General features: G+C 70.1%; 11 protein-coding genes. 7 read left to right on the top strand and 4 right to left on the bottom strand.

The window, feature by feature from the left end; translation table 11 throughout:
• Nucleotides 1-5: 5 nt before the first annotated feature.
• Nucleotides 6-1,310 (top strand): DUF1552 domain-containing protein, encoded by a 1,305-nt coding sequence (locus WME73_RS48770; protein WP_437914058.1) that lies wholly within the window; start codon nt 6-8, stop codon nt 1,308-1,310.
• 428 nt (nt 1,311-1,738) lie between these two features.
• Nucleotides 1,739-2,962, top strand: a complete 1,224-nt coding sequence (locus tag WME73_RS48775) for a zinc-binding dehydrogenase (protein WP_437914059.1) — start codon at nt 1,739-1,741, stop codon at nt 2,960-2,962.
• 168 nt (nt 2,963-3,130) lie between these two features.
• Here the strand turns inward: WME73_RS48775 and WME73_RS48780 are convergent, their stop codons facing one another.
• Entirely contained in the window at nt 3,131-3,859 is a 729-nt protein-coding gene (locus tag WME73_RS48780) for a helix-turn-helix transcriptional regulator (RefSeq protein WP_437914060.1), read from the bottom strand.
• An 85-nt stretch (nt 3,860-3,944) separates the two neighbouring features.
• Between WME73_RS48780 and WME73_RS48785 the strand changes: the two genes are divergently transcribed.
• Entirely contained in the window at nt 3,945-4,673 is a 729-nt protein-coding gene (locus tag WME73_RS48785) for a glutathione S-transferase C-terminal domain-containing protein (protein WP_437743116.1), read from the top strand.
• Between the two features lie 64 nt (nt 4,674-4,737).
• Here the strand turns inward: WME73_RS48785 and WME73_RS48790 are convergent, their stop codons facing one another.
• Nucleotides 4,738-7,224 (bottom strand): beta-propeller domain-containing protein, encoded by a 2,487-nt coding sequence (locus WME73_RS48790; protein ID WP_437914061.1) that lies wholly within the window; start codon nt 7,222-7,224, stop codon nt 4,738-4,740.
• 805 nt (nt 7,225-8,029) lie between these two features.
• On the opposite strand from WME73_RS48790, the gene WME73_RS48795 reads away from it, so the two are divergent.
• The gene (locus WME73_RS48795) at nt 8,030-8,872 is read left to right on the top strand and encodes a Uma2 family endonuclease (protein ID WP_437914062.1); all 843 of its coding nucleotides are present in this window, start codon (nt 8,030-8,032) and stop codon (nt 8,870-8,872) included.
• A gap of 51 nt (nt 8,873-8,923) precedes the next feature.
• On the opposite strand, the gene WME73_RS48800 is transcribed toward WME73_RS48795, so the two are convergent.
• Complete coding sequence (locus WME73_RS48800; RefSeq protein WP_437743119.1) at nt 8,924-9,565, bottom strand: mannan-binding protein; 642 nt, start codon at nt 9,563-9,565, stop codon at nt 8,924-8,926.
• 394 nt (nt 9,566-9,959) lie between these two features.
• Here WME73_RS48800 and WME73_RS48805 point away from each other — a divergent pair, with 394 nt between their 5' ends.
• Nucleotides 9,960-11,837 (top strand): sigma 54-interacting transcriptional regulator, encoded by a 1,878-nt coding sequence (locus WME73_RS48805; RefSeq protein ID WP_437743120.1) that lies wholly within the window; start codon nt 9,960-9,962, stop codon nt 11,835-11,837.
• A 77-nt stretch (nt 11,838-11,914) separates the two neighbouring features.
• Nucleotides 11,915-13,867: a protein kinase domain-containing protein gene (locus tag WME73_RS48810; protein WP_437743121.1), complete on the top strand. Its 1,953-nt coding sequence runs from the start codon at nt 11,915-11,917 to the stop codon at nt 13,865-13,867.
• Nucleotides 13,868-13,895: 28 nt separating this feature from the next.
• Here the strand turns inward: WME73_RS48810 and WME73_RS48815 are convergent, their stop codons facing one another.
• The gene (locus WME73_RS48815) at nt 13,896-16,538 is read right to left on the bottom strand and encodes a hypothetical protein (protein ID WP_437914063.1); all 2,643 of its coding nucleotides are present in this window, start codon (nt 16,536-16,538) and stop codon (nt 13,896-13,898) included.
• Between the two features lie 241 nt (nt 16,539-16,779).
• Here WME73_RS48815 and WME73_RS48820 point away from each other — a divergent pair, with 241 nt between their 5' ends.
• Nucleotides 16,780-22,128: an AAA family ATPase gene (locus WME73_RS48820; protein ID WP_437914064.1), complete on the top strand. Its 5,349-nt coding sequence runs from the start codon at nt 16,780-16,782 to the stop codon at nt 22,126-22,128.
• Nucleotide 22,129: the final 1 nt, after the last annotated feature.

The following is a 22,129-nucleotide window of genomic DNA, read 5'->3' on the forward strand; positions in this document are numbered from 1 at the left end:
TCGCCATGCGCAACGTGAAATTTTCCCGGCGTGCGATGCTTCGTGGCCTCGGCTACGGAACGATCTTTTGTTCTGGGCTGGCCGACAACCTCTACGCCCAAACCGTTCCGCGAATCACGCGCGTCGCCATGTTCGGTTACGCGAATGGCTCTCAGTATCAATCGGAGCCAACCGGGGGCGAAAGAAACTTCGTGCTCAAGCCGCACATGGCGCCGCTCGAAGCCGTGCGCGACGACATCCTGGTGTTCAAGAACCTGACGCTCGCACGCGACCCCGGTAACGCGCACCGCTCGGCGTCGTATTCGGTGTTCGGCCTCGGCGCGCCGACCAGCATCGATCAGGAATTCGCCAAGTTCCTCAAGGACACGACCCCGCTGGCATCGCTGGAGATCGCGGTCGGTCAGACGTCCGGCGACGGCGGCGTCATCCCCGGACTGTCTCAGGTCGATGGCAGGTTCATCCCCAGCGTGAGAAACCCGCTGGCTGCGTATCAGCGCATCGCCGACCGCATCAGCGGGGGCGGCATGTCCATGAGCACGCCGAGCGCTGCCGAGCAGGCACTGCTCCGCCGTCAGAGCGTGCTCGACTTCATCAAGGACGATGTCCGGTCCTTTCGCGGGCGGCTCGGGCCGGAGGAAGCCGTCAAGATGGACTTCTACCTCGAGTCGCTGCGCACGCTCGAACGCGATGTAGGCGGCAGCATCCCCAGAGAGAGCTCGTGCAAGGAGATCGAGTCGCCGCTGCTCAGCAAGGACACCATGATGAACGACATGCTGGAGCACAGCCGGCTGTATCTCGACATCATGGCGATGGCTTTCGCCTGCAACATCACTCGCGTGGCGACCATGATGTGGGGCGGCGGTGAAAACAACGAAGCCGTCAAATTCGGTGACATCGATATCTCAGCCTGGCACTCCGTCTCACACGGCGATCCGGACGGCGCTCCGGGACAACAAATCACTCGGCTCCAGGCCTATTTTGCGGGAGAGTTCCGCTATTTCGTCGAAAAGCTGAAAGGCATTTCCGACGGCGAGTTCTCGCTGCTCGACAACACCGCAGCGGTTCTTTGCACCCAGAACGGCAGCAGCCAGTTGGGCTCCGCCCAGAACTTCGCCGAGACCGACCACCCGCCCCAACACGCACCTTTCGTGGTTGCCGGCAGCTGTGGAGGTGCTTGGACGACCGGGCGCCTGCTCGACGCCGGCGGGCGCAATCACAACGACGTTTATGTCAGCATTGCTCGGGCGATCGGCATGGACGTGACGTCTGTCGGCCGCGCTAACTGGTGTCGAGGTCCGCTCATCGCATAGCTGGCGGCCGATCGCGGCGCGGCAACGGCAGTGCCGTGCCGCTTCGCGGGTTCCCAATCCCTTGACCGAGCCCCGCAGGCTGTGGACTGAGGGCGGCCCCTTCCCTCTGTGCCAACATCCAACCTCACGAGCGACGACGAGCGCTGATGGACATCATCGAAGCGCTCGATGACATGCACGTCCCCATCGCGCAGGCGTGTGAGCTGCGGAACATGGTTTAGCACATCACCCCACCGATCGAGTGCGAGTCCCTGCCGGGAGGCGTGCAGGGACGCCTCTTCCGCCAAAAGACGCCGTCACCCTGCTGCGACTCGTCACGCGTCCACGCCATCGTGATTCTCCGGGCCCGACGGAGCGGGAAGCGGCCCACCCAAGGAGGAGCACATGGTTTCTCTCGCACGCGACCTGAGCCTTGCGGCGCGGCGGTCATGAGCGCGGTCAGCCGCGAGCTGGTCTTGGCGCCCCGCGCGGATCAGCCGTTCGGTCCCGAGCTGTTCGAGCTGCGCAGCGCGCCCAGACCGCGTCCGCGCCAGGGGGAGGTGCTGGTCCGGAATCCGATCATGTCCTGTGATCACACGCAGGTCGCCTGGCTGTTCGGCGGATGCTCGTGCGCGCCTCGTATTGCTGCCGGTCAGGTCATGAGGGCGTGGTGTGCGGGCCATGTGGTGGAGTCACGCCACCCTCGCTTTCGGCCAGGCGATCGCGTGTGGGGGACCCTTGGATGGCAGGATTACGCGCTCTCTGATGGAGAGGGCATCCTGCCTCTTCGCAAGGTGCCGGACGACATCCCGCTCGGCTGTCGGCTGGGTGTGGCCGGCATCAACGGAGTGACCGCTCACCTCGGCCTGGTCGAGACGGCTGCGATGCGCGAAAATGACACCGTGGTGGTCTCGACCGCCGCGGGCGCGACAGGCTCGGCCGCGGTCCAGATCGCGAGGATCCTCGGGGCGCATGTGGTGGCCATCGCAGGAGGGCCCGAGAAGTGCCGCTGGCTGGAAGAGGAGCTCCGCGTCGCGGACACCATCGATTACAGGAACGAAGACGTCGCCGCTCGCCTGCGCGTGCTCTGCCCGCGCGGGGTCGACGTCTACTTCGACAACGTCGGCGGCGCGCTCCTGGATACGCTGCTGACAGCAGGCAAGCTGATCGCCAAGGAGGACGTCGCGTACGGGGTGGAGAGCGCCCCTGCTGCGCTGCTGCGACTCTTCGAGGGCAAGAACATCGGCAAGCAGCTGGTGCGGCTCGAAGGCGCGGAGAAGCTCGACGCTGTGCAACTCGCGCCGCCGCCCGCTGCAGCGGAGGCTTGGCCCCGTCGCGACAGCGGGACGGGAAATGATCACACGCGTGGAGGAGGACGTGCGGTGAGATCCGTAGTCACAGCCCGCCGTCAGAGCAGCTGGTCCCTCCCCGCGCTGCGCGCCCCCGTCGGCGTGGGGCGCGGAGAGAATCTCGGTCACGCTCGGCCGAGCCGCGTTGTGCGGACATGGCCCTCACCGGATCCTCTCTGCGATCGTAGACGGTCGAGTCTGGATCCTGTTCGCGATCGACGTCCTCGCGAACCTCGGGTTCCTCGCCGTCGTCTTCCTCTGGTGCGAGCCCCGGCGGGGCGGAGCGCCGCGCCGTGCAGCGTGGCCGTACGGTGGGACTGGTGATGCCGCGGGCCCTTCACCGCGGGCGACGCGGCGGCGGAGGGCGCCCCGTTGGGCCACACCGGAGCCGCCCTCGGCGGCGAAACAGGCGGAAGCCATGAGAATCGCTACTGTTTCCAGCGACCGCTCGTCATCGAGCGGCTTTTCTGGCGCGATTGCTGACACGCCGATCTAGCGCGCCTTGGCCGAGGTCGCGCCGGCGCGCTCTCGCAGCTTGCCACGCGCGCGCATGTGCGCGAGCCACCGCGCGCGGAGGGCGCTCGGCTTCTCGGCGTAGCGCTCGTCGAGGAACCTGGCGCCTGTCACGCGGTCCGTGCGGAAGTGGCGGAAGTCCTGGCGGAGCTCGCACCACGCCGCGAGGAGCCGCGTCGACTCGAGATAGCCCACGATCACGGGCCACACGACGCGCTCGCTCTCGCTCCCCGTCTCGTCGCGGTAGCGAAGCGCGATCTTCGTGCCGGCGCGGATCGACGCCCGCACCTCGGCCAGGTCGAGCGCGTCGGGCGCCTGGTCTTCCCCGACCGGCACGCCCGTCGCCGGCTCGAACACGAAGGGCCGCAGCCGCTCGGGGACCGCCGCGGCGATCTTCGCGATGAGGTCCTTCGCCGCCCGCTGCAGGGCGACGTCCCCGCGCTGGGCGACCCACTGCGCGCCGAGGACAGCGACCTCGATCTCGTCGGGCGTCAGCATCAGCGGCGGCATGTCGAAGCCGCGATCGAGCACGTATCCCGTGCCGGCCTCGCCGCGGATCGGGACGCGCTGGGCCAGGAGGTCCGCGACGTCGCGGTACACGGTGCGCTTCGACGTCTCGAGCTCCTCGGCGAGCGCCGCCGCCGTGATCGGCGCCCGCTGCCGGCGCAGGATCTGCAGGATCTGGAACAGGCGATCGGCGCGTCGCACGGGGATGCTGACACCAGGTTGTCAGCAGGGCGGGGCTACATCAAGCGCTGTCCACGGCGCACCCACAACCGCTCGGAGATTGCACATGATCACGCTCCACAGCTTCGGCCCCATGTTCGGCTTGCCGGAGGCCAGCCCCTACGTCACCAAGACCGAGGTCCAGCTCAAGCTGCTGGGCCTGCCCTACACGAAGGAGCGCGCGCGGCCCGATCAGTCGCCGAAGGGGCAGCTCCCCTTCATCGACGAGGGAGGCGCGCGCATCGCCGACTCGCACTTCATCCGCGAGCACCTCGAGAAGAAGCACGGCAAGGATCTCGACGCCGGCCTCGACGCCCGGCAGCGCGCCGAGGCGTGGGCCATCGAGCGCATGATCGAGAACCAGCTCGCCGCGGCCTCGGGCTGCGCGCGCTGGCTCATCCCGGAGAACTTCGCGAAGGGCCCGGCGAATTTCGTCAACGGCGCGCCGGAGGAGGTGCGACCGAAGCTGCGCGAGGAGCTCCTCGCGCGCGTCCGCGAGAACTTCCGCGCGATGGGCATCGGGCGGCACTCGGACGAGGAGATCGTCGAGCTCGGCGCGCGCTCGCTCTCTGCGCTCTCCGTGCTGCTCGGGGACAAGCCGTACCTCTTCGGAGCGCGCCCGGCGGGCGTCGACGCGACGGCGTTCGCGGTGCTGGCGGGCCTCCTCACGCCGTTCTTCGACTCGCCGCTGCGGCGCAGGGCCGAGGGGTTCGCGAACCTCACCGCGTACACCGCGCGGCTCATGAAGGAGTTTTACCCGGATCACCCGTGGGAGGCGGCGCGGCCGGGCGCCTGAGCGGCGCAGCGCCGCCGGCCCGGACGGGGCGGCGGCGCTGCGGCCGATCGCGGCCTGGTTGGCGCTACTCCTCGGGGGTGGGCGCCGGCTCGGGCGCCGGCGCGGGCTCCGCGACGCCGCCGTCGACGCCGGCGCACGCGTACCCGACCGAGTCCGGGGTGGGCAGGGGCAGCGACGCCACCGGCGTCGCGAGGTCGTCGAGCGCGTTCACGAGCACGCCGCCCTGGGAGTACGAGTAGACGTAGTCCTCGATGAACAGGCCGCGCTGCACGGCGGCCCCGCCGTAGTAGCACCCCGACGGCACGCTGCTGAAGAAGCCGCTGTGGTCGACCGCGCCGAGCCGGCTGAACCCGTCCTCGACATCGACGTTGAACAGCTCCAGCGTGCTCGACATCGCGCCGGTCTGCCCGTCGAAGCTCACGAGCGGGAAGGCGAGCACGCCGAGCTCGCCGTAGTACGTGAACGCCTTGTGGTTGTACTCGGCCTCGGAGTGCATGTACTCCGCCCCGTCGAGCGCCTCCTTGTGCAGGAGCGCGGGCGCCGACGCGTTCGTGACGTCGAAGATCTGAAGAGCAAGGCCGGTCACCGTGCCGTCCTCCTCGCCATCCCTGCCGATCGTCAGGAGGTGCCCATCGTCGAGCGGGTGCATGTACTCGCTGAAGCCGGGGATCTTGAGCTCACCCGCAACGGAGGGGGACGCCGGGTCCGCGAGATCGATCACGAACAGCGGATCGACCCGGCGGAACGTCACGACATAGCCGCGATCCCCGACGAACCGGGTGGACTGGATGGTCTCGCCGGGGGCCAGATCGGTGACGGCGCCGATCTTCTCGAGATCGGTCCCTTGCGCCTCGAGGACGAACACGTTGTTGCTGGTCGTCCACCTGGGCTCCGCCGGCACTTGCGAGGTCGTCGAGACGCGGAGCTTGCCGTTGTGCTCATCGAGCGAGAACTGGTTGATGATGTGGCCGGGCACCGAGCCTGACGCGACGTACCCGGGCTGGCTCGGGTCGGCGATCAGATCGAACTTGTGCAGATGGGTGAGGTTCGTGCCGACGAACATCTCGCCCGGCGCCGCCTGCTCCTGCCAGGAGCGCGCGGCGACGTAGAGCGCGTCGTGGCTCGCGTACACGGTGTCGGTCGCGCCGACGATCGAGGTCGACTCCGGCGCCGCGGCGAGGTCGGCGAGGTCGAGCGACTCGATCTGCGTCAGGCCGTACGACGTCGTGCCGGCGTCCGGAACATAGAAGTCCGAGCAGCTCGCGTCGAGCAGCGTGACCGCCTCTCCCTGCTTCTCGAAGCGGTACGGCAGCCACGTCGAGAGCGGCGCGTCCTCGATGATCGCCGCGTTCTCGGTGCGGAGCTGCTCGAACGCCGCGGTCCACGCCTCGGCGGTCTCGGGGTATTCGGTCAGGCCTGAGGGCCAGTAGTGGAGCGCGGGGCCGTGGGCGCCGCCGGTCAGCACCGTGCGCACGTTCGGGCCGGTGCGCCGCGCCGAGCTGTAGCCTCCCTCGAAGTAGACCTCCTTGACCACGCTGGGGGCGCCGCCGGCGAGGCTCAGGACGGTGATCTTCGTGAGCGGCGCCCAGACGTCGCCCGAGCCGGGCACGTCGATGCTCGGCTCGTCGGGCGGCGGCTCATCGGCCCCGCCGCCGTCCGGAGGCGGGGGCGCCGGCGCTTCGCCGCCGGATGGCGCCTCGGCGTCGGGGGGCGTGTCGTCCTCCGACGGCGTATCACCGCCGGACGGCGGCTCGGTGTTGTCCGGCGGCAGCGGCTTCGCGTCTCCGCCGTCGGCGGGGGTCCCCGGCGCGCCGCTCGGCGCGCTGGGGTCTCCTGGCGTCGGCGCGACGCCGCCGCCGCCGATCATGGTGTCGATGAGCAGGTAGTCGTAATACCCCGGCCGCGGCGTGACGCCTGCCTGCTCGTAGATCGCCGCCCCGTTGACCGACGAATAGACGACGACCTTGTCGCCTGCCACGAACATCTCGAGGGGCGAGCCCTCGATCGCGAGCGAGCTGCCCACCGCGAGCGACGACGCCGGCCACGCCGTCAGGGTGTAGAAGCTCTGGCCGTGGAGCACGTAGATGTTGTTGCCGTCGGTCTTGATGATATCCGCCTCATCGACGCCGGCGACCTGGGTGTTCGTCTCGGAGTGGGCAGGGTCGGCGCCGCTGCCGCTGTCTTCCCCCGAGGCCTCCTGGCCGGTTCCCCCGTCGTCTGCTGTGGGCGGCACCGGGGCGGGCGTGTCCGTGGGATCCTCGGCCCCTCCGGGGACGCCGACGCTGCCGTTGTCGACGCCGCCAACGGCGGCGCCGCGGGGGTAGCCGTACGCCGAGTAGCTCGCGATCGTGGCGTCGATCTGGGCGTTCATCTTGGCGAGCGCGTCCTGCTTCAGCAGCGCTTCGAGGTCGTCGCAGGACTGAGCCCGGTGGAGCGCCGCCCGCTGAGAGTCGACAGGCTCGCCAGGCGTTGATGCCGTCTCGCATCCGACGGCGAGGAGGCCTGTTGCCAGGAGGAGCCAGAGGGAGGAATGGGTGCGGTGGGTTCGCATGGTGTCTGCTGCGTTCGCAAGGCCCGCGCCAGCCGCCCGCTCGCTCGATTCACCGCGCTTCGCTCGCGCGCCGCGCCTGTCGCGCCGCGGAGAGCACGACATGCAAGCACTGGCCGCAGGTCGCTTGGCACACGTGTGCCAGACGGATGGCAGGACTGTTGGTTTCCGTCAGTGCGGGATGATGCCGACGCTCATGGGACCCGGAAGCACACCTTGTGGGGTGTGCTCTCTGAAACGTCCCTTGAATTCCGAGAAAATGGAACAGGGAGGCGAGGAGACGCGGAGAACAATCCACTGATCTCCCTGTCTCCCCGTCTCCCTGTTCAAATCCCCGCTATCGATGCCAATAAGACGAGGTCTTGCCGTCGACGGTGGTGGCCTCGGGTGACCATTGAGGTCAGCTGCCTTGGATTCGTGCGACTGGCCATCTCAGACGCTGCCCTCGTCTCGGCCACAGGAGGTGACGAAGATCCGGTCTCCGTCGGAGAAATGCGCGGGTGACATCTTGGGTGGCCCGAGCCAGACCATGGTTCATGGTGTCCGAGCCGCCGGACGAACCCTGGGCGAGGACGATCCTCGCGCCGGGCCTCGGGGGGCACCAGCAGCGGATCGCGAGATCGCTCTGCGCGAGGCTGCCGCCGTCGCCGATGTGAAGAAAGGTTCGAGCGGGTAGGAGGGCATGGCCCCATGTCCCTGTCAAGCGTCCGGCAGGGGCACGTCGCGTGGCTTTGTTGCCGCGGTTGCGTCGGTTGCGTCCGTTGTCTCTGCTGCCCCGCGGGGCCTGTCGGGGTGCTAGTTTCCTCGCGTGGCATCGCCGAATCGCATCGGGTTCCCCCTTACCCCTCGGCGTTCTCCCCGCGCGCTCGTGCTCCGCGATCTGTCGCCGGAGGAGGCCGGCGCCGCGATCGACTGGTCCGGCTGGGTTCTGCCCGATGACGCGGAGCGCCCTGACAAGGCCGAGCGGTCCGAGGTCGTCCGCCTGCTGCTGTCGGTGATCGCGCAGCTCGCGCGCGAGCGTGGCTGGGCCGACTTGTACGCTGGTACCGGGCACCTCTTCGCGTGGGTGCGGAGCGAGCCGTTCGTGCGCGTCCTGCCGGACCTCTACGTCCTCGATCATCGCCCGTTGCCGCCCATCCCGCGGCAGTGGCAGACCTGGCTGCCGGGCCATCGTCCGCCGCGGTTCGCGCTGGAGGTGGTCGCGGGCGACTGGCGCCGTGCTTACGACGACGCGCCGGCGAAGTACTGGCAGCTCGGCTGTCCCGAGCTCCTGCTCTTCGATCCCGAGGCGGCTGCCGCCCTCGCGCCGCTCGCGGAGGAGCGGGTGCCTCTCCAGCTGTACCGGCGGGACGCGGACGGCACCTACCTGCGGGTCCACGGAAGCGGCGATCCCGTCTGGATCGAGGCGCTCGACGCGCACCTCGTCGTGTTGAAGGACGGCCCGCACCCGACGTTGCGCGTCGCGCGGAGCTCCCGCGCGACGGATCTCGTGCCTGCCGAGGAGGAGGCCCTCCGCGCCGAGGGCGAGGCGCGCGCCCTGGAGCAGCGCGCCCGCGTCGCGGAGCAGCGCGCCCGCGCCGCCGCCGAGGCGCGGGTCCGCGAGCTCGAGGCGCGGGTGCGCGACCTGGAGGCCCGCGTGACCCGGAGGTGAGCGCGGTGCGCCGGTGGATGGGTGCGCGCCGCCGAGCGGGTCGTCGTGACGTCAGGGCGTGCAAGCGCATCCGCAGACGGACATCTGGCCCGAGACGCTCGTGCTCCACTGCCCATTCCAGGCGCGGCTCGTGCCGCAGGCGGCCGGGCACTTGCTCGGGGCGTCGGCGTTGCTCCAGATGGGCCCGGCCTCGAGCGACACCGTGGCCGGCGGGGTGAATGCGCACTCGCAGACGGACATCTGGCCCGGGACGGTCGTCCACCATTGCCCGTTCCACTTCGTCGCGCTGCTGTACGCGGCGCAGGTGTTCGGACACTGCGTCTGAGCGTGGGTGTTGCTCCAGATGGGGCCGGCCTGCACGACGGCGGCAGGGCGCGGGCTGCATTCGCAGACCGACATCGCGCCCGGAACGGTGGTCCACCACTGCCCGTTCCAGTTCATGTTCTGGGGGTTGCAGACGTTCGGGCATTTGGTCTGGGCATCGCTGGTGTTCCAGATGGGCCCGGCCTCCAGCGCGAGGTTCTTGGCGACGCACGCAGGGCCGAGCGCCTGCGACGCCTCCTCGACGGTCTCCTCGTCCGCAAACGCCTGCTCGGAGTCGCCTTCCTCCATCGGCACGCTGCAACCCGCGATGAGCATGATGCCGAGCGCGCTGGAGGTGAAGAGTCCGGAGAGGATGTGTTTCGTGTTCATGGTCGGCTCCTGGAGTGGTCGGTCCGGTGGATGTCTTGGGTCGCGATGTTCGCCGCCCGTCAGCTTCTGGTTTCGGTTGTTTGCAGCGTGCGTGCCACCAGGGCGCGCTCTCCTCGGAAGCGCCAGGCCCTCTCTGTCAGCGGGCAGAATGCGAGCGGCGCCCGCGCGTTTCCGGGGGCGCGGCGCGCCCGCCGACGGCCGCCTCGGCAAGACCTTGCCCGCGAGAGATCGCCGTCGCGAGTTGCCCGGCAAGAGGTTGCCGGCGAGGATGGGCCGAACGTAATCGAGGTGTCCTTCCGGCTACAGCGCGGCGGAGACTCATGAGCGACCGGGGCCGCGGTGGCTCTTGGACCTCCCGGAGGAGCCTGATATAGAGACCAGCGAGGCGGAGTGCATGCGGACAGGCAAGTCGGTGCAGGACGACGCGGCGAAGACCTGGACCCTGGCGGGGAGGTCGATCTCTGCCGTTCAGCAGACCGCGGCGCTGGGCATCGCCCTCGTCTGGCAATACGCCGGAAAGACGGAGAGACGTTTGCTCTCGCCCGACACGCCGCTTGTCGTGGGGCGCGCCGCGCCTGCCGCGCTCTGCATCGACGATCGTACCCTGTCGCGGGAGCACGCCCGCTTCCTCCTCTCGCGCGGGCGGGTGTGGGTCGATGACCTGGGATCCAAGAACGGCACGTTCCTCGACGGCCGCCGCGTCTCCCGCGCCGGGATCGCGATAGGGGATGAGGTCGTGCTCGGCAGCGTCGCGCTGCGGGTGCAGGCGTTCGGCGCCGGGGGCGAGTCCCTCGATCTCGAGGGAGAGGAGAAGCTCCTGCGCCGCGTGGAGGACGAGCTGACGCGCGCCCGGCATTTTCGCCGCCCCTTCGCCCTGCTCCACGTGCGCATGAGCGCGGCGGTGACGGCGGAGGGCTGGATCAGCGCCGTGCGCGCCTGCCTTCAGCCCGTGCACCGCGTGGCGCTCTACGGCACCTGCGCTGCCCAGGTGCTGCTGCCCGAGGCCGGCGCCGAGGAGGCGAGCCGCACCGCGCAGGCCATCGCGGCCTCCTTCGTGGGCAGCGACGCCCGGCTCCTCGTCGGCCTCGCCCTCTACCCGGACGCCGGCAGCACCGCGGACGAGGTCTTCGCGGCCGCCCGCGAGGCGGCCCGCCACGCCTCGCCCGAGCGCCCGGTGGCGTGCGGCCCCGCCGCGACCTCGGTGCTCGCGCGCGAGGAGCCGGAGGAAGGGGGGATCATCGCCGGCCAGCAGATGCGCGAGGTGATCGAGACGGCGAGGCGCGTGGGCGCCTCGCGCATCCCGGTCATCCTTCACGGCGAGACGGGGACCGGCAAGGAGGTCGTCGCGCGGATGATCCACGAGGGCGGCCCGCGCCAGGGGCGGCGCGTGGTGCGCGTCAACTGCGGCGCGATCCCGAAGGACCTCGTGGAGAGCACCCTGTTCGGCCACGAGCGCGGGGCGTTCACGGGCGCGCTGCAGCAGCAGAAGGGCGTGTTCGAGGAAGCCGACGGCGGCACGGTGTTCCTGGACGAGATCGGCGAGCTGCCGCCGCCGGCCCAGGCCGCGCTGCTCCGCGTGCTCGAGTCGGGGTCGTTCAGCCGCGTCGGCTCGAGCCGCGAGATCGAGGTCGACGTGCGCGTCGTCGCGGCGACGCACCGGGATCTCGAGGCGATGGCCGCGTCGGGCGCGTTCCGGGCCGATCTGTACTATCGGCTCGGCGGCGTCGTGATCGACATCCCGCCGCTGCGCGCTCGAACGGACGAGATCGAGCCGCTCGCGCGGCATTTCTTGCGCGCGGCCAGCGCGGCCAACGGGCGGCATGTCGAGGGCATCACCCCCGAGGCGCTCGCCCTGCTCTGCGCGTACGCGTGGCCTGGCAACGTGCGCGAGCTGCGCAACGTGATCGAGCGCGCGGTGGTGGTGACGCCCGGCGCGCTCGTCGGCCTCGAGGATCTGCCCCCGAGGGTGCGCGCGGCGGCGGCGCGCGGCGAGTCGGAGCGCCCCGCGGACCGGGGGACGGACGCGGAGCTCGGCGGCGCTCCGCCGGACGTGGCCGTGTTCTGCCCCACGCCGTCCGCCCCGAAGGAGGCGCCCCCCGAGGGCGGGCAGGTCCGGGGGAAGGTGCAGCAGTACGAGGCCAAGCTGCTCCAGGACATGCTCGAAACCGCGGGCTGGAACCGGACCGAGGCCGCGCGCCGGCTGGGGATCCCGGTGCGCACGCTGTCCTACCGCATGAAGGTCCTGGGGGTGAAGCGGCCGTCTCCTCGATGATGCGCAGCCGTCGTCGGCGAGCGCCCGCGTCTCGAACCTGAGCAAGCGCGCTGGGAGCTCGCTACACTGCGCTGACCATGCTGAATCGCACGATCGCGCGGAAGTACGCGCTGAGACGAGAGATCGGACGCGGCGGGATGGGCGTCATCTGGGAGGCGTTCGATCAGGTGCTCCGGCGCCCCGTGGCGCTCAAGGTGATGACGCCCGAGCATGTCAGCTCGGACTCGGCGCGACGCCGATTCGAGCGAGAGGCGATGGCGATCGCGCGGCTCCAGAACGAGCACATCATCCAGATACACGACTACGGCATCGACGAAGATTGCCCGTACATCGTCATGGAGCTGCTCGAAGGGGAGGACCTCGAGGCCAGGCTCACCCGGGAGCGGCAGCTCTCGCCGTCGGCGACGCTCGCCCTGCTCCGGCAGATCGCCATTGGCCTGCAGGTGGCGAGCTCCGCGGGGATCATCCACCGCGATCTCAAGCCGGCGAACGTCTTCCTGGCGCGGAAGGAGCCAGGAGAGTGCGTGAAGCTCCTCGATTTCGGCGTGGTGTGGACGGTCTTCGAGTCGGACGAGGAACAGCAGGGCTCGTTCGGCAGGGTCGTCGGCACGCCGTCGTACATAAGCCCCGAGCAGGTGCGCGCCGTCGTGCCGGATCACCTGAGCGATCTCTGGTCGCTCGGCGTCATCACCTACAGGGCCCTCACGGGCCGGCTCCCCTTCGCGGCGAGCGGGATCGGGGAGCTGCTCATCAGCATCTGTACCGATCCGTTCCCGGCGCCGTCGAGCCTCGTGCCCGGCCTGCTGCCCGGCTTCGACCGCTTCTTCGAGCACGCGCTGGCGAAGGACCCGGCGCAGCGGTTCCAGTCCGCGGCCGATTTCGTGGCGGCGTTCGCGGCGGTGATCGATGCCAGCGGGGGCCCCGCCAAGATCCTCATCGCCGACGATGAGCCCGACGTGGCGCTCATGATGAAGCTGCTCTTCCGGCAGAAGATCCGCGACCGGGTCTACGAGTTCATCTTCGCTGACAACGGCGAGAACGCCCTCGACGAGCTCCGGCGCCACCCCGACATCGACGTCGTCGTCACCGATATCAACATGCCTGTGATGGATGGCCTCACGTTCCTCGGACGCGTCCCCGAGGTGAGCCCCTTTGCGAGGACGGTGATGATGTCCGCCTACGGCGACATGGGGAACATCCGGAGCGCGATGAACCAGGGCGCGTTCGATTTCCTGCTCAAGCCGATCCAGCGCGGCGATCTCGAGGCGACCATCGACAAGACCATCAAGCACGTCGCGGAGCTGCGGAGGAACGCCCGCTCGGACGAGGAGAACAAGATCCTCCGGCAGTTCACGAGCGCGGCGTTGATCGAGCGGATCCGGGAGATGGGCCCCGCGATCGCGCTCGCGAGCGAGGCGGTCATGGCCACGGTGGCGTTCATCGACATCTTCCAGTTCACGCCCGTGACCAGGGAGAGGCTGCCCGGCGAGGCCATGAGGCTGCTCAGGGCCAACTTCGAGGTGATCGTCCCGGAGCTCGTCGCCAAGGGGGGGGTCGTCGACAAGTTCCTCGGCGACGCGGTGATGACGGTGTTCCAGGGGCCGGATCACCTGTCGCGGGCGCTCAGCGCGTGCGTGGCCGTCCGCGCGCAGATGGCGGCGGTGGCGCGCCGCGCCGGCGAGGGCTCGCCGTATACGCAGGGGATCTGCGTCGGGCTCTCCACGGGGCAGGTCCTCTCCGGCAGCGTCGGATCTCAGGCGTACGGCCGGCTCGACTACACCGTGCTCGGCGAGGTGGTCAACGCCGCCGCGCACCTCGCCAGGGCGTCGCGGCCCGGGGAGATCCTCGTCGAAGCGACGGTCCGCGAGGCCGCGCAGCAGCTCTTCGATTTCGAAGAGGTCGGCGCGAGGAGCCTGCTGCCGGGGGCCCCTCCCGTCAGCGTCTTCAACCTGGTCAAGCGCGTTCCGGTCGACGTCATCGCAGGGTGCGAGCCGACCGTCGGAGTCCACTCGACGACCACCATGCGATGAGGTCGCGAAGGCGCTGGCTCGAAGCGCCTCAGCGCGCCGCGAGGCGGTGGCGGCCCTGGGGCACGCTCGTCGAGGCCGTGCCGCTGGCAGCGTCGTAGCGCGTCGGCGCGGGCTTGCCGTCGAGGGTGAGCTGCGCGTCCTTCTGGGAGACGGCGATGCCGACCTGCGCCGCGCTCGAGAGCACCAGCTCCGCGGCGACGCCGGCGCCCTCGGGCCGGAGCGACGCGGACACGGGCGACGTGGCGAGCAGCAGGGCGCGGCCGCCGACGCTCAGCGAGGTGCCGGCGTCGACCTGGGCGCGCTCGAGCGCCCTGTGGCGCAGGAGCAGCAGCGCGCTGCGACCCTGCAGCTTCGCGGAGGGCACGCGCGGACCGTCGCCGACCTCCACCGGCTGCGCGCCGTCGGAGACCAGCGCGAGATCCTGCGTGTCTTGCTCCGCGATGGAGACCAGCGCGGCCGAGCCGCTCCCGCCGCTCACCTTGAGCGCCTCGACCGCCGGCTTCGGCTCGCCCGCGGTGAGGTCGCGCGGGTAGAGCACGGTCAGCCATTGCGTGCTGGAGGCGATGTAGCGCGCCACCGAGAACGGGTGCCGGAAGGTCATGTTCGGGAAGAAGTTGGTGAAGCCGCTTCGATCGACCGAGAAGGCGTCAGGTCGGGGGACGTAGACCACGTCGAGCTCGAGCTCGCGCTTGCCGTCGTCGGTCCGCGTTGCCCACACCAGCCGGCCCGCCGTGGGAGCGGAGGGAGCACGGCCGGCAGCGTCCGGCGGGATCGGCGCGCTCGGGGCGAGCCCGGTCGCTGCCTCCGCCGCCAGGTCGCTGGCCATCCGGACCTCGCCGCAGACGTCGCCGCAGTCCACCTGGGTGCTGGACGAGGTGGGCCTCGCGGTGGCGTAGTCGGTGCAGATGGCGGGCGCGCCCGGCCGGCAGCCCAGCCGACCGCTGTAATGGAGGTGGGTGTCGTAATAGTGGAGCATCGGTTGGGCCGAGCCGACGCCCGAGGAGATCATGTGATCGAAGACGACCACGTAGCTCCTCCGCGCGAGCGCCGCCGTCCGCCGCGTGGACACGTCGGGCACGTTGACGTAGTCGTCGATCGTGACCGTCGAGGAGTCGAGCTCCCCGGTCAGGAACGAGGCCCGCAGGATCGCCGGATCGTCCACGGGCCGGGTCAGATCGCTGAAGACATCGAGCTGGCGCCACGCGGGCGTCTGGTAAGTGTCCCGGATCCCCTTGAAGCTGTCGACGGTGACCAGGTTGTGCGACTCCGGGCTGAAGTTGACCCAGTAGAACAGCGATGTGTGGGAGCTGCCCGCGGGATCGTAGTTGCGGCCGTCGCCCGGATCGATGATCAGGTATTGCCCCTTCGCGTGCAGGAGGAAGCTCGTCTGGTCGGGCTGGCTGTGCGAGGACGGCCGGTACTCGTGCTCGGTGGTCATCAGCAGGTGAACCGCGTCCGCGCTCCAGCCGGAGCGCAGCGAGGTCATGTCCGAGGTGACGATCGAGGTGTACGAGGGCTCCTTGAGCTCCTGCCCCCCGGCGGCGGCCTTGGCGATGTCGGGATCGGTATAGAGGATGCTGTAGACCGGGTTGTTGACGGCGGCCTTGCCCTTCGCGCTGAGCCAGCCATAGAAGCCCTTCGCGTCGCGGCGCCCCTCTTTCTCGCTGAGCATGCTGGCGGCGATGCTGCTCAGCTGCAGGGGCTCGCGCCATCCGGTCTCGATGGTGGCCGCGTTGCCGTCCGGCATGGAGAGGGCGGCCCCGTAGCGGAGCATGCGGGCGATGCGGGTGTCATTGCCCCAGGCAGCGGGCGTGTTCACCGCGTTGATGTAATCCCGGCCGTCGTGCGCCCCCCCGGAGAGCCGCTTCATGGCCTGGAGGTAGGGCAGCATCACCGAGAACACGTCGTCCTGGTAGCTCGGGCCCTCGACGTAGGTGCCGTCCTGGGTGAGGCAGGCTTGCACGTAAGGGCCGTAGGAGCGGAGGGCGAAGAGCGACTCCAGCGGCGCGTCGCCGAAGAGATCGCGCTCGACGGTGCAGGCGTGATCGTGCTCGCCCAGGGTGTAGCTCAGCGTGGCCGCGCCGCTGCCCACGCGATAGCGGAAGTTGGTGACGTACGTTGTGTTGAACTCTTCGTACACATCCATCGTCTTCCCGAGCGCGTCCTCGAGCTTGTCGCGGATGGCCGCGTCGTCGTCCGCGCTCAGCGCCGGCTGCACGAGGTCGTAGGCGTAGGCGTAGTTGAGCAGGCTTCCGCCCCAGTACCAGGCGCCAGGCGTCTGGCTCCAGCCGGTGGCGGTGTCGCCCGCCTTCAGCAGCGCGTCGCGCGCCGCCTTCAACGCGTCGCCGCGCTGCTCGATCACCCAGGAGAGGGCCCCGTACAGCGCGCAGTTGGAGAGCTGGTATTCTTTTACGTCCGTATTCGTGGAGGGGGCCCCGCACGGGTGGCCCTGCCCCGGCGGGCCGCGGCGGACATCGTCCATCCAGGTCTTGTAAGGGTCCTGGGTGACCCGCTGGCGCAGGGCGGGGATGTCGTGGCGATCGAAGGCGATGAACGGGTGCTTCCGCTCGTGGATCTGGACGGGCGCGCACGGGGGCGGCTTGGAACAACCTCCGAGGCCCACCAGCAGGATCCACGGCGCGAGGACCTTTCCCCCCATTGAGCGGAGCATGAGGGGTCTTGTTATCAGCACCGCAATACGGGCGTCAATGTGGGCCGCCTCGCGGCCACCTCCGGCGGGAGGAGGCGCCGCGCGCGCGTTCGGTCAAAGGAGCGTCGAAGGCGCGTCGAAGGAGCGCCGGCCCGGCGGGGACATGGCTTTGTCCCGCGGACCGTGGTCCAATCCGCTCCCATGAGCGCCGCCCTCCGCCACTCGCCCCGCTGCCCCGCGGCGCTTCGAGGCTAGATCCAGCATGGTCCTGCCCGGGTACGAGATACAGGCTCAGGTCTACGACAGCACCAACACCCGCGTCTGCCGCGCCCTGCGCAAGGCGGACGGGGAGCCCCTCATCCTCAAGATCCTGAAGCCGCTCCGCCCGTCTCCCGAGCGGCTCGCCTGGTTCCAGCGCGAATACGATATGCAGCGCGGGATCGAGCTGCCCTGCGTCCCCCGGGCCTATGGCCTCGGGCTCGAGCTGCAGGGCTGGACCATGGCTATCGAGGACTTCGGCGGGGAGTCGCTGGACAGGCTGCTGCGCCGGGGGACGCCGCCGCTCGCCGAGGCGCTGGACATCGCCGTCCGTGTCGTGGACGCGCTCGGGCAGCTCCACGAGCAGCGCATCATCCACAAGGACATCAACCCCTCGAACATCGTCTGGAGCGCGGAGCGGGAGCGGCTCGCCATCATCGACTTTGGCATCTCCACCGTGCTCTCGCGGGAGAACCCCGTCCTCAAGAGCCCGGACGTGCTCGACGGGACGCTCATGTACATCGCCCCCGAGCAGACCGGCCGGACCAACCGGGCGATCGATTACCGCACCGACTTCTACTCGCTCGGCGTCACCCTCTACGAGCTCTTCACCGGGGCGCTCCCCTTCCCGGCGCAGGACGCGATGGAGCTCGTGCACTGCCACCTGGCGAGGCTCCCGGCGCCTCCTCACGCGCGGGCGAAAGGCGTGCCGAGGGCGGTGTCGGACGTCGTGATGCGGCTCCTGGAGAAGGCGCCCGAGGCGAGATACCAGAGCACGTACGGCATCAAGGCGGATCTCGCGGCGTGCATCGCGGCGCTCCGCGAGACGGGCGCGGTGGGGGCGATCGACCTCGGGGCGCGCGACGTGCCGGAGCGGTTCCAGATCCCCCAGCGGCTCTACGGCAGGGAGCGCGAGGTGGAGGCGCTGCTCTCGACCTTCGAGCGGGTCGCGCAGGGCGCGCGGAGCGCCGTCGAGGGGGCGCGCGGGGCGGCCGAGCTGCTCCTCGTGACCGGCTCCTCGGGCATCGGCAAGAGCGCGCTCGTGCGCGAGCTGTACGAGCCGATCACGCGGCGGCGGGGGTACTTCATCGGCGGGAAATACGACCAGCTCCAGCGGGCGACGCCCTACGCGGCCGTGGTGGCGGCGTTCCGGTCGCTGGTGCGGCAGATCCTCGGGGAGAGCCAGGCGCGGCTCGCGGGGTGGCAGGAGGCGCTGCGCGGCGCGCTCGGCCAGAACGGGCAGGTCATCCTCGACGTGATCCCCGAGGTGGAGGCGATCCTCGGGCCGCAGCCGCCGGTGCCCGAGCTCGGGCCGACGGAGACGCAGAACCGCTTCAACCTGGTGCTCGAGCGCTTCCTGCGCGTCTTCGCGAAGCGGGAGCACCCGCTCGTGATCTTCCTCGACGACCTGCAATGGGCCGACGCGGCCAGCCTGCGGCTGCTCGAGCGGGTGCTCGGGGAGGAGCGACTGGCGCACCTCTTCCTGATCGGGGCCTACAGGGACAACGAGGTCGGGCCGGCTCACCCGCTCACGATGACGCTCGCGGCCATCCGCGCGTACGGGACGGCGGTGCGCGAGATCCACCTCGGGCCGCTCGCGCGCGAGCACGTGGAGGAGCTGCTCGGCCAGGCCATGCACGCGGAGCCGGAGCGGGTCCGCCCGCTGGCGGAGCTCATCGTGCGCAAGACCGAGGGCAACCCGCTGTTCGTGAGCGAGCTGCTGAAGGCGGTGCACAAGGAAGGCTTCATCGCCTTCGACCGGCAGCGGGGGCGGTGGCAATGGGACCTCGGCCGGATCGAGGCGAAGGGCGTCACCGACGGCATCATCGATCTCATGATCGGCAAGATCCGCAGCCTGCCGGCCGCGACCCAGCAGGCGCTCAGCCTCGGCGCCTGCATGGGCAGCGAGATCGACGGGCGCGCGCTCTCGCTGGTGGCGGGCAGGTCCGAGGAGGCGCTGTCCCAGGCGCTGTTCGCGGCGGCGCTGGAGGGGCTCCTGCTCCCGGCCTCCGAGCTCGAGGTGGTCCAGGACTCGACAAATCCCTCGCTGCTCGTGCGGCATTACCGGTTCTTGCACGACCGGGTGCAGCAGGCGGCGTATGCGCTCGTCGAGGAGGCGGAGCGGCCCGCGGTGCACCTCAGGATCGGGCGGCTGCTCCTCTCGAAGATCAGCGGGCCGGAGCGGGCCGAGCGGATCTTCCAGCTCGCGACGCACCTGAACCAGGGGCGGGGCCTCGTCACGGATCCGGTCGAGCGGCTCGAGATCGCCCGGCTGAACCTGGAGGCCGGGAAGCGGGCGAAGAGCTCCACCGCCTATGCCGCGGCGCGGGAGTACCTCGCCGTGGGGCTCGCGCTCCTGCCCGAGGGCTCCTGGGGAGAGCACCACGATCTCACCGCGGATCTCCACCGCGCGCTCGCGGAGGCCGAGGGGCTCAACGGCAACCACGCGCGCGCCGAGACGCTCGCCCGGGCGCTGCTCGATCACGCGCGGACGCCGCTCGAGCAGGCCAGCGTCTACGACGCGCTCGTCAGCCATTGCACCATGGTCGGGCGGTACGCGGAGGCCATCGACGTGGCCCGGCGCGGGCTCGCCCTGCTCGGCATCGACCTGCCCGAGCGGGATCTCGGCGCGGCGCTCGAGGCGGAGCTCGCGGACGTCGACCGCCGGCTCGGCGATCGCCCCCTCGACTCGCTGCTGGAGGCGCCCGCCGTGGAGGACCCCGCCGGCAAGGCCGCGCTCAAGCTGCTCTCGAACGTGCTCTCGGCGACGTTCTACGTGGACCGGCAGCTCTACGCGTTCACCGTCACGAAGTCGGTCGGCCTGAGCCTCCAGTACGGGCTCGCCCCCGGCGCCTGCTCGATCTTCGCGTTCTACGGGATCGTGCTCTCGGGGTTCCGGGGCCAGCAGCTCGCGGGCTACGAGATGGGGGTGCTCGCGGTGCGGCTCGGCGAGCGGTTCAACAGCCCCGGCGACGTCTGCAACAGCTGCTTCGCCCTCGGCAATTTCCTTCTGCCGTGGGTGAAGCACCTGCCGGCGGCCCAGGCGGTCAACGACGCTGGGTACAAGGCGGGGCTCGAGGCCGGGGAGCTGCGGTACGCGGGTTATATCCTCATCTACAAGCTGTTCAACCAGCTGTACGAGGGCAGGCCCCTCGCCCAGGTGCTCGCGGATCTGCCGGAGTTTTTGCACTTCAACCAGAAGAGCAAGAACCAGATCGCGATCGACATCATCCGCGGGCTGGAGCTCGCGCTCGCGGACCTCTCGGGCAGGGACGGGGGCGCCGCGCCGGATCCCGCCGCCGAGGCCGACTACCTGGCCGCATGCGAGGCGAACCAGAGCGTGATGGCGCTCTGTTACCATCACATCCTGAAGACGCAGACGCTGTACCTGCACGGCGATCTGGCGGGGGCGCGCGCCGCGGCGACGAGGGCCGAGGCGCTCATCTCCGCCGTCACCGGCAACGTGGCGTCGGCGGAGCACCAGTTTCATCATGCGCTGTGCCTCGCGGCGCTGGCCGACGGCGCCGGGGCGGACGAGCGGCGGGCCTTCCAGGAGGCCGCCGCGGCGAGGCGGGATCAACTGGGGCGCTGGGCGGAGGTCTGCCCGGAGACGTTCTCGCACATGCACGCGCTGGTCGGGGCCGAGCTCGGGCGGCTCGCGGGCGAGACCGGGGAGGCCATCGAGCTGTACGAGCGCGCCATCACCGCGGCGAGGGCGCACGGGTTCCTCCAGGACGAGGCGCTCGCGAGCGAGCTCTACGGCAGGTTCTGGCTCCGGCGCGGGAAGGAGCGGCTCGGCAGGGATTACCTTGCCGACGCGCGTTATGGCTTCGAGCTCTGGGGCGCGCGGCGCAAGGTGGCGCTGCTCGACGCGGAGCTCAACCCGCCGCAGCCGCTGGCCGAGGCGCCCCTCGACCGGACGACGCTCACCACCACGAGCACCCGGCAGCAGACGTCGCGGGTGCTCGATCTGGGCAGCGTGCTCAAGGCGTCGCAGGCGATCGCCAGCGAGCTCGTGCTGGAGCGGCTGCTCACCAAGCTGATGACCATCGTCATCGAGAACGCGGGGGCCGAGCGCGGCGTCTTGCTGCTCGCGCAGGGCGAGGAGCTCATCCCCAGCGTGGAGGCGCGCGTGGATCCGGCCGACCCGCGGGCCGCCCCTGCGGTCACGGAGCTGGATCTGGTGTCGTCCGTGGAGGGGGGGCAGTTCGCGGAGAGCATCGCGGTCTACGTGGAGCGGACCCGCGAGAGCGTGCTGCTCGGCGACGCGGCGCACGAGGGCGATTTCACCCAGAGCCCCTACATCACCCGGAACCAGACGCGGTCGGTCCTGTGCATGCCGCTCCTCAACCAGGGCAAGCTCATCGGCGTGCTCTATCTCGAGAACAACCTGGCCACGGGCGCGTTCACGCAGGAGCGGCTGGAGGTCTTGCGGCTGCTCTCGGCCCAGATGGCCGTGTCCATCGAGAACGCGGTGCTCTACGGGCAGCTCGAGCAGCGGGTCGGGGAGCGGACGGCGGAGCTGCGGAAGAAGAACGCCGACCTCGAGGAGGCGCTGCATCACCTCAAGGCGACGCAGTTCCAGCTCGTGCAATCGGAGAAGATGGCCTCGCTCGGGCAGCTCACCGCGGGCATCGCGCACGAGATCAAGAACCCGCTCAACTTCATCAACAACTTCGCCGAGGCGAACGTCGATATCACCGCCGAGATCCTGGACGGGCTCGCGTCGAACCGGGATCTCCGGGTCGCCGAGATCGAGGATCTGGTGGTGAGCCTGAAGCAGAGCGCCGAGAAGATCGCCGAGAACGGGCGGCGCACCGACGGGATCGTGCGGGGGATGATGCAGCACGCGAGCGGCGGCACGGGGGAGCGCCAGAGCGTCGGGCTGAACGGGCTGCTCGATCAGTACGTGAGCCTCGCCTACCACGGGATGCGGGCGCAGAAGCTCGATCTCAACGTGATCATCGAGCGCGATTACGACGGGGCGGTGGGCGCGATCGAGCTGGTGCCGCAGGAGATCGGGCGGGTGTTCGTGAACCTCCTGACGAACGCCTTCCACGCGCTGCGAGAGAAGCAGCGCTCGGCGGCCGGGCCGTACGTGCCGACGCTGATGGTGAGCACGCGGCGGCTCGGGCGCGAGGTCGAGATCCGGGTGCGCGACAACGGGGTCGGCGTCCCCGAGGCGCTGCGGGACAAGATCTTCCACCCGTTCTTCACGACGAAGCCCACGGGCCAGGGCACGGGGCTCGGGCTGTCGCTGAGCTACGACATCGTCCAGGCCCACCGGGGCACGATCCGGGTCGATGGAAAGGAAGGCGAGGGCGCGACGTTCATCGTCGTGTTGCCTGGCTGAG

It is taken from the genome of Sorangium sp. So ce302, from assembly GCF_051530145.1.
Lineage (GTDB): Bacteria > Myxococcota_A > Polyangia > Polyangiales > Polyangiaceae > Sorangium > Sorangium cellulosum_B.

What these genes read in the sequence shown, in the direction of transcription:
- WME73_RS48810 (WP_437743121.1), top strand. Translation starts at nt 11,915, where the DNA reads ATGCTGAATCGCACGATCGCGCGGAAGTACGCGCTGAGACGAGAGATC.
- WME73_RS48790 (WP_437914061.1), bottom strand. Translation starts at nt 7,224, where the DNA reads ATGCGAACCCACCGCACCCATTCCTCCCTCTGGCTCCTCCTGGCAACA.
- WME73_RS48815 (WP_437914063.1), bottom strand. Translation starts at nt 16,538, where the DNA reads ATGCTCCGCTCAATGGGGGGAAAGGTCCTCGCGCCGTGGATCCTGCTG.
- WME73_RS48785 (WP_437743116.1), top strand. Translation starts at nt 3,945, where the DNA reads ATGATCACGCTCCACAGCTTCGGCCCCATGTTCGGCTTGCCGGAGGCC.
- WME73_RS48800 (WP_437743119.1), bottom strand. Translation starts at nt 9,565, where the DNA reads ATGAACACGAAACACATCCTCTCCGGACTCTTCACCTCCAGCGCGCTC.
- WME73_RS48770 (WP_437914058.1), top strand. Translation starts at nt 6, where the DNA reads ATGCGCAACGTGAAATTTTCCCGGCGTGCGATGCTTCGTGGCCTCGGC.
- WME73_RS48805 (WP_437743120.1), top strand. Translation starts at nt 9,960, where the DNA reads ATGCGGACAGGCAAGTCGGTGCAGGACGACGCGGCGAAGACCTGGACC.
- WME73_RS48820 (WP_437914064.1), top strand. Translation starts at nt 16,780, where the DNA reads ATGGTCCTGCCCGGGTACGAGATACAGGCTCAGGTCTACGACAGCACC.
- WME73_RS48775 (WP_437914059.1), top strand. Translation starts at nt 1,739, where the DNA reads ATGAGCGCGGTCAGCCGCGAGCTGGTCTTGGCGCCCCGCGCGGATCAG.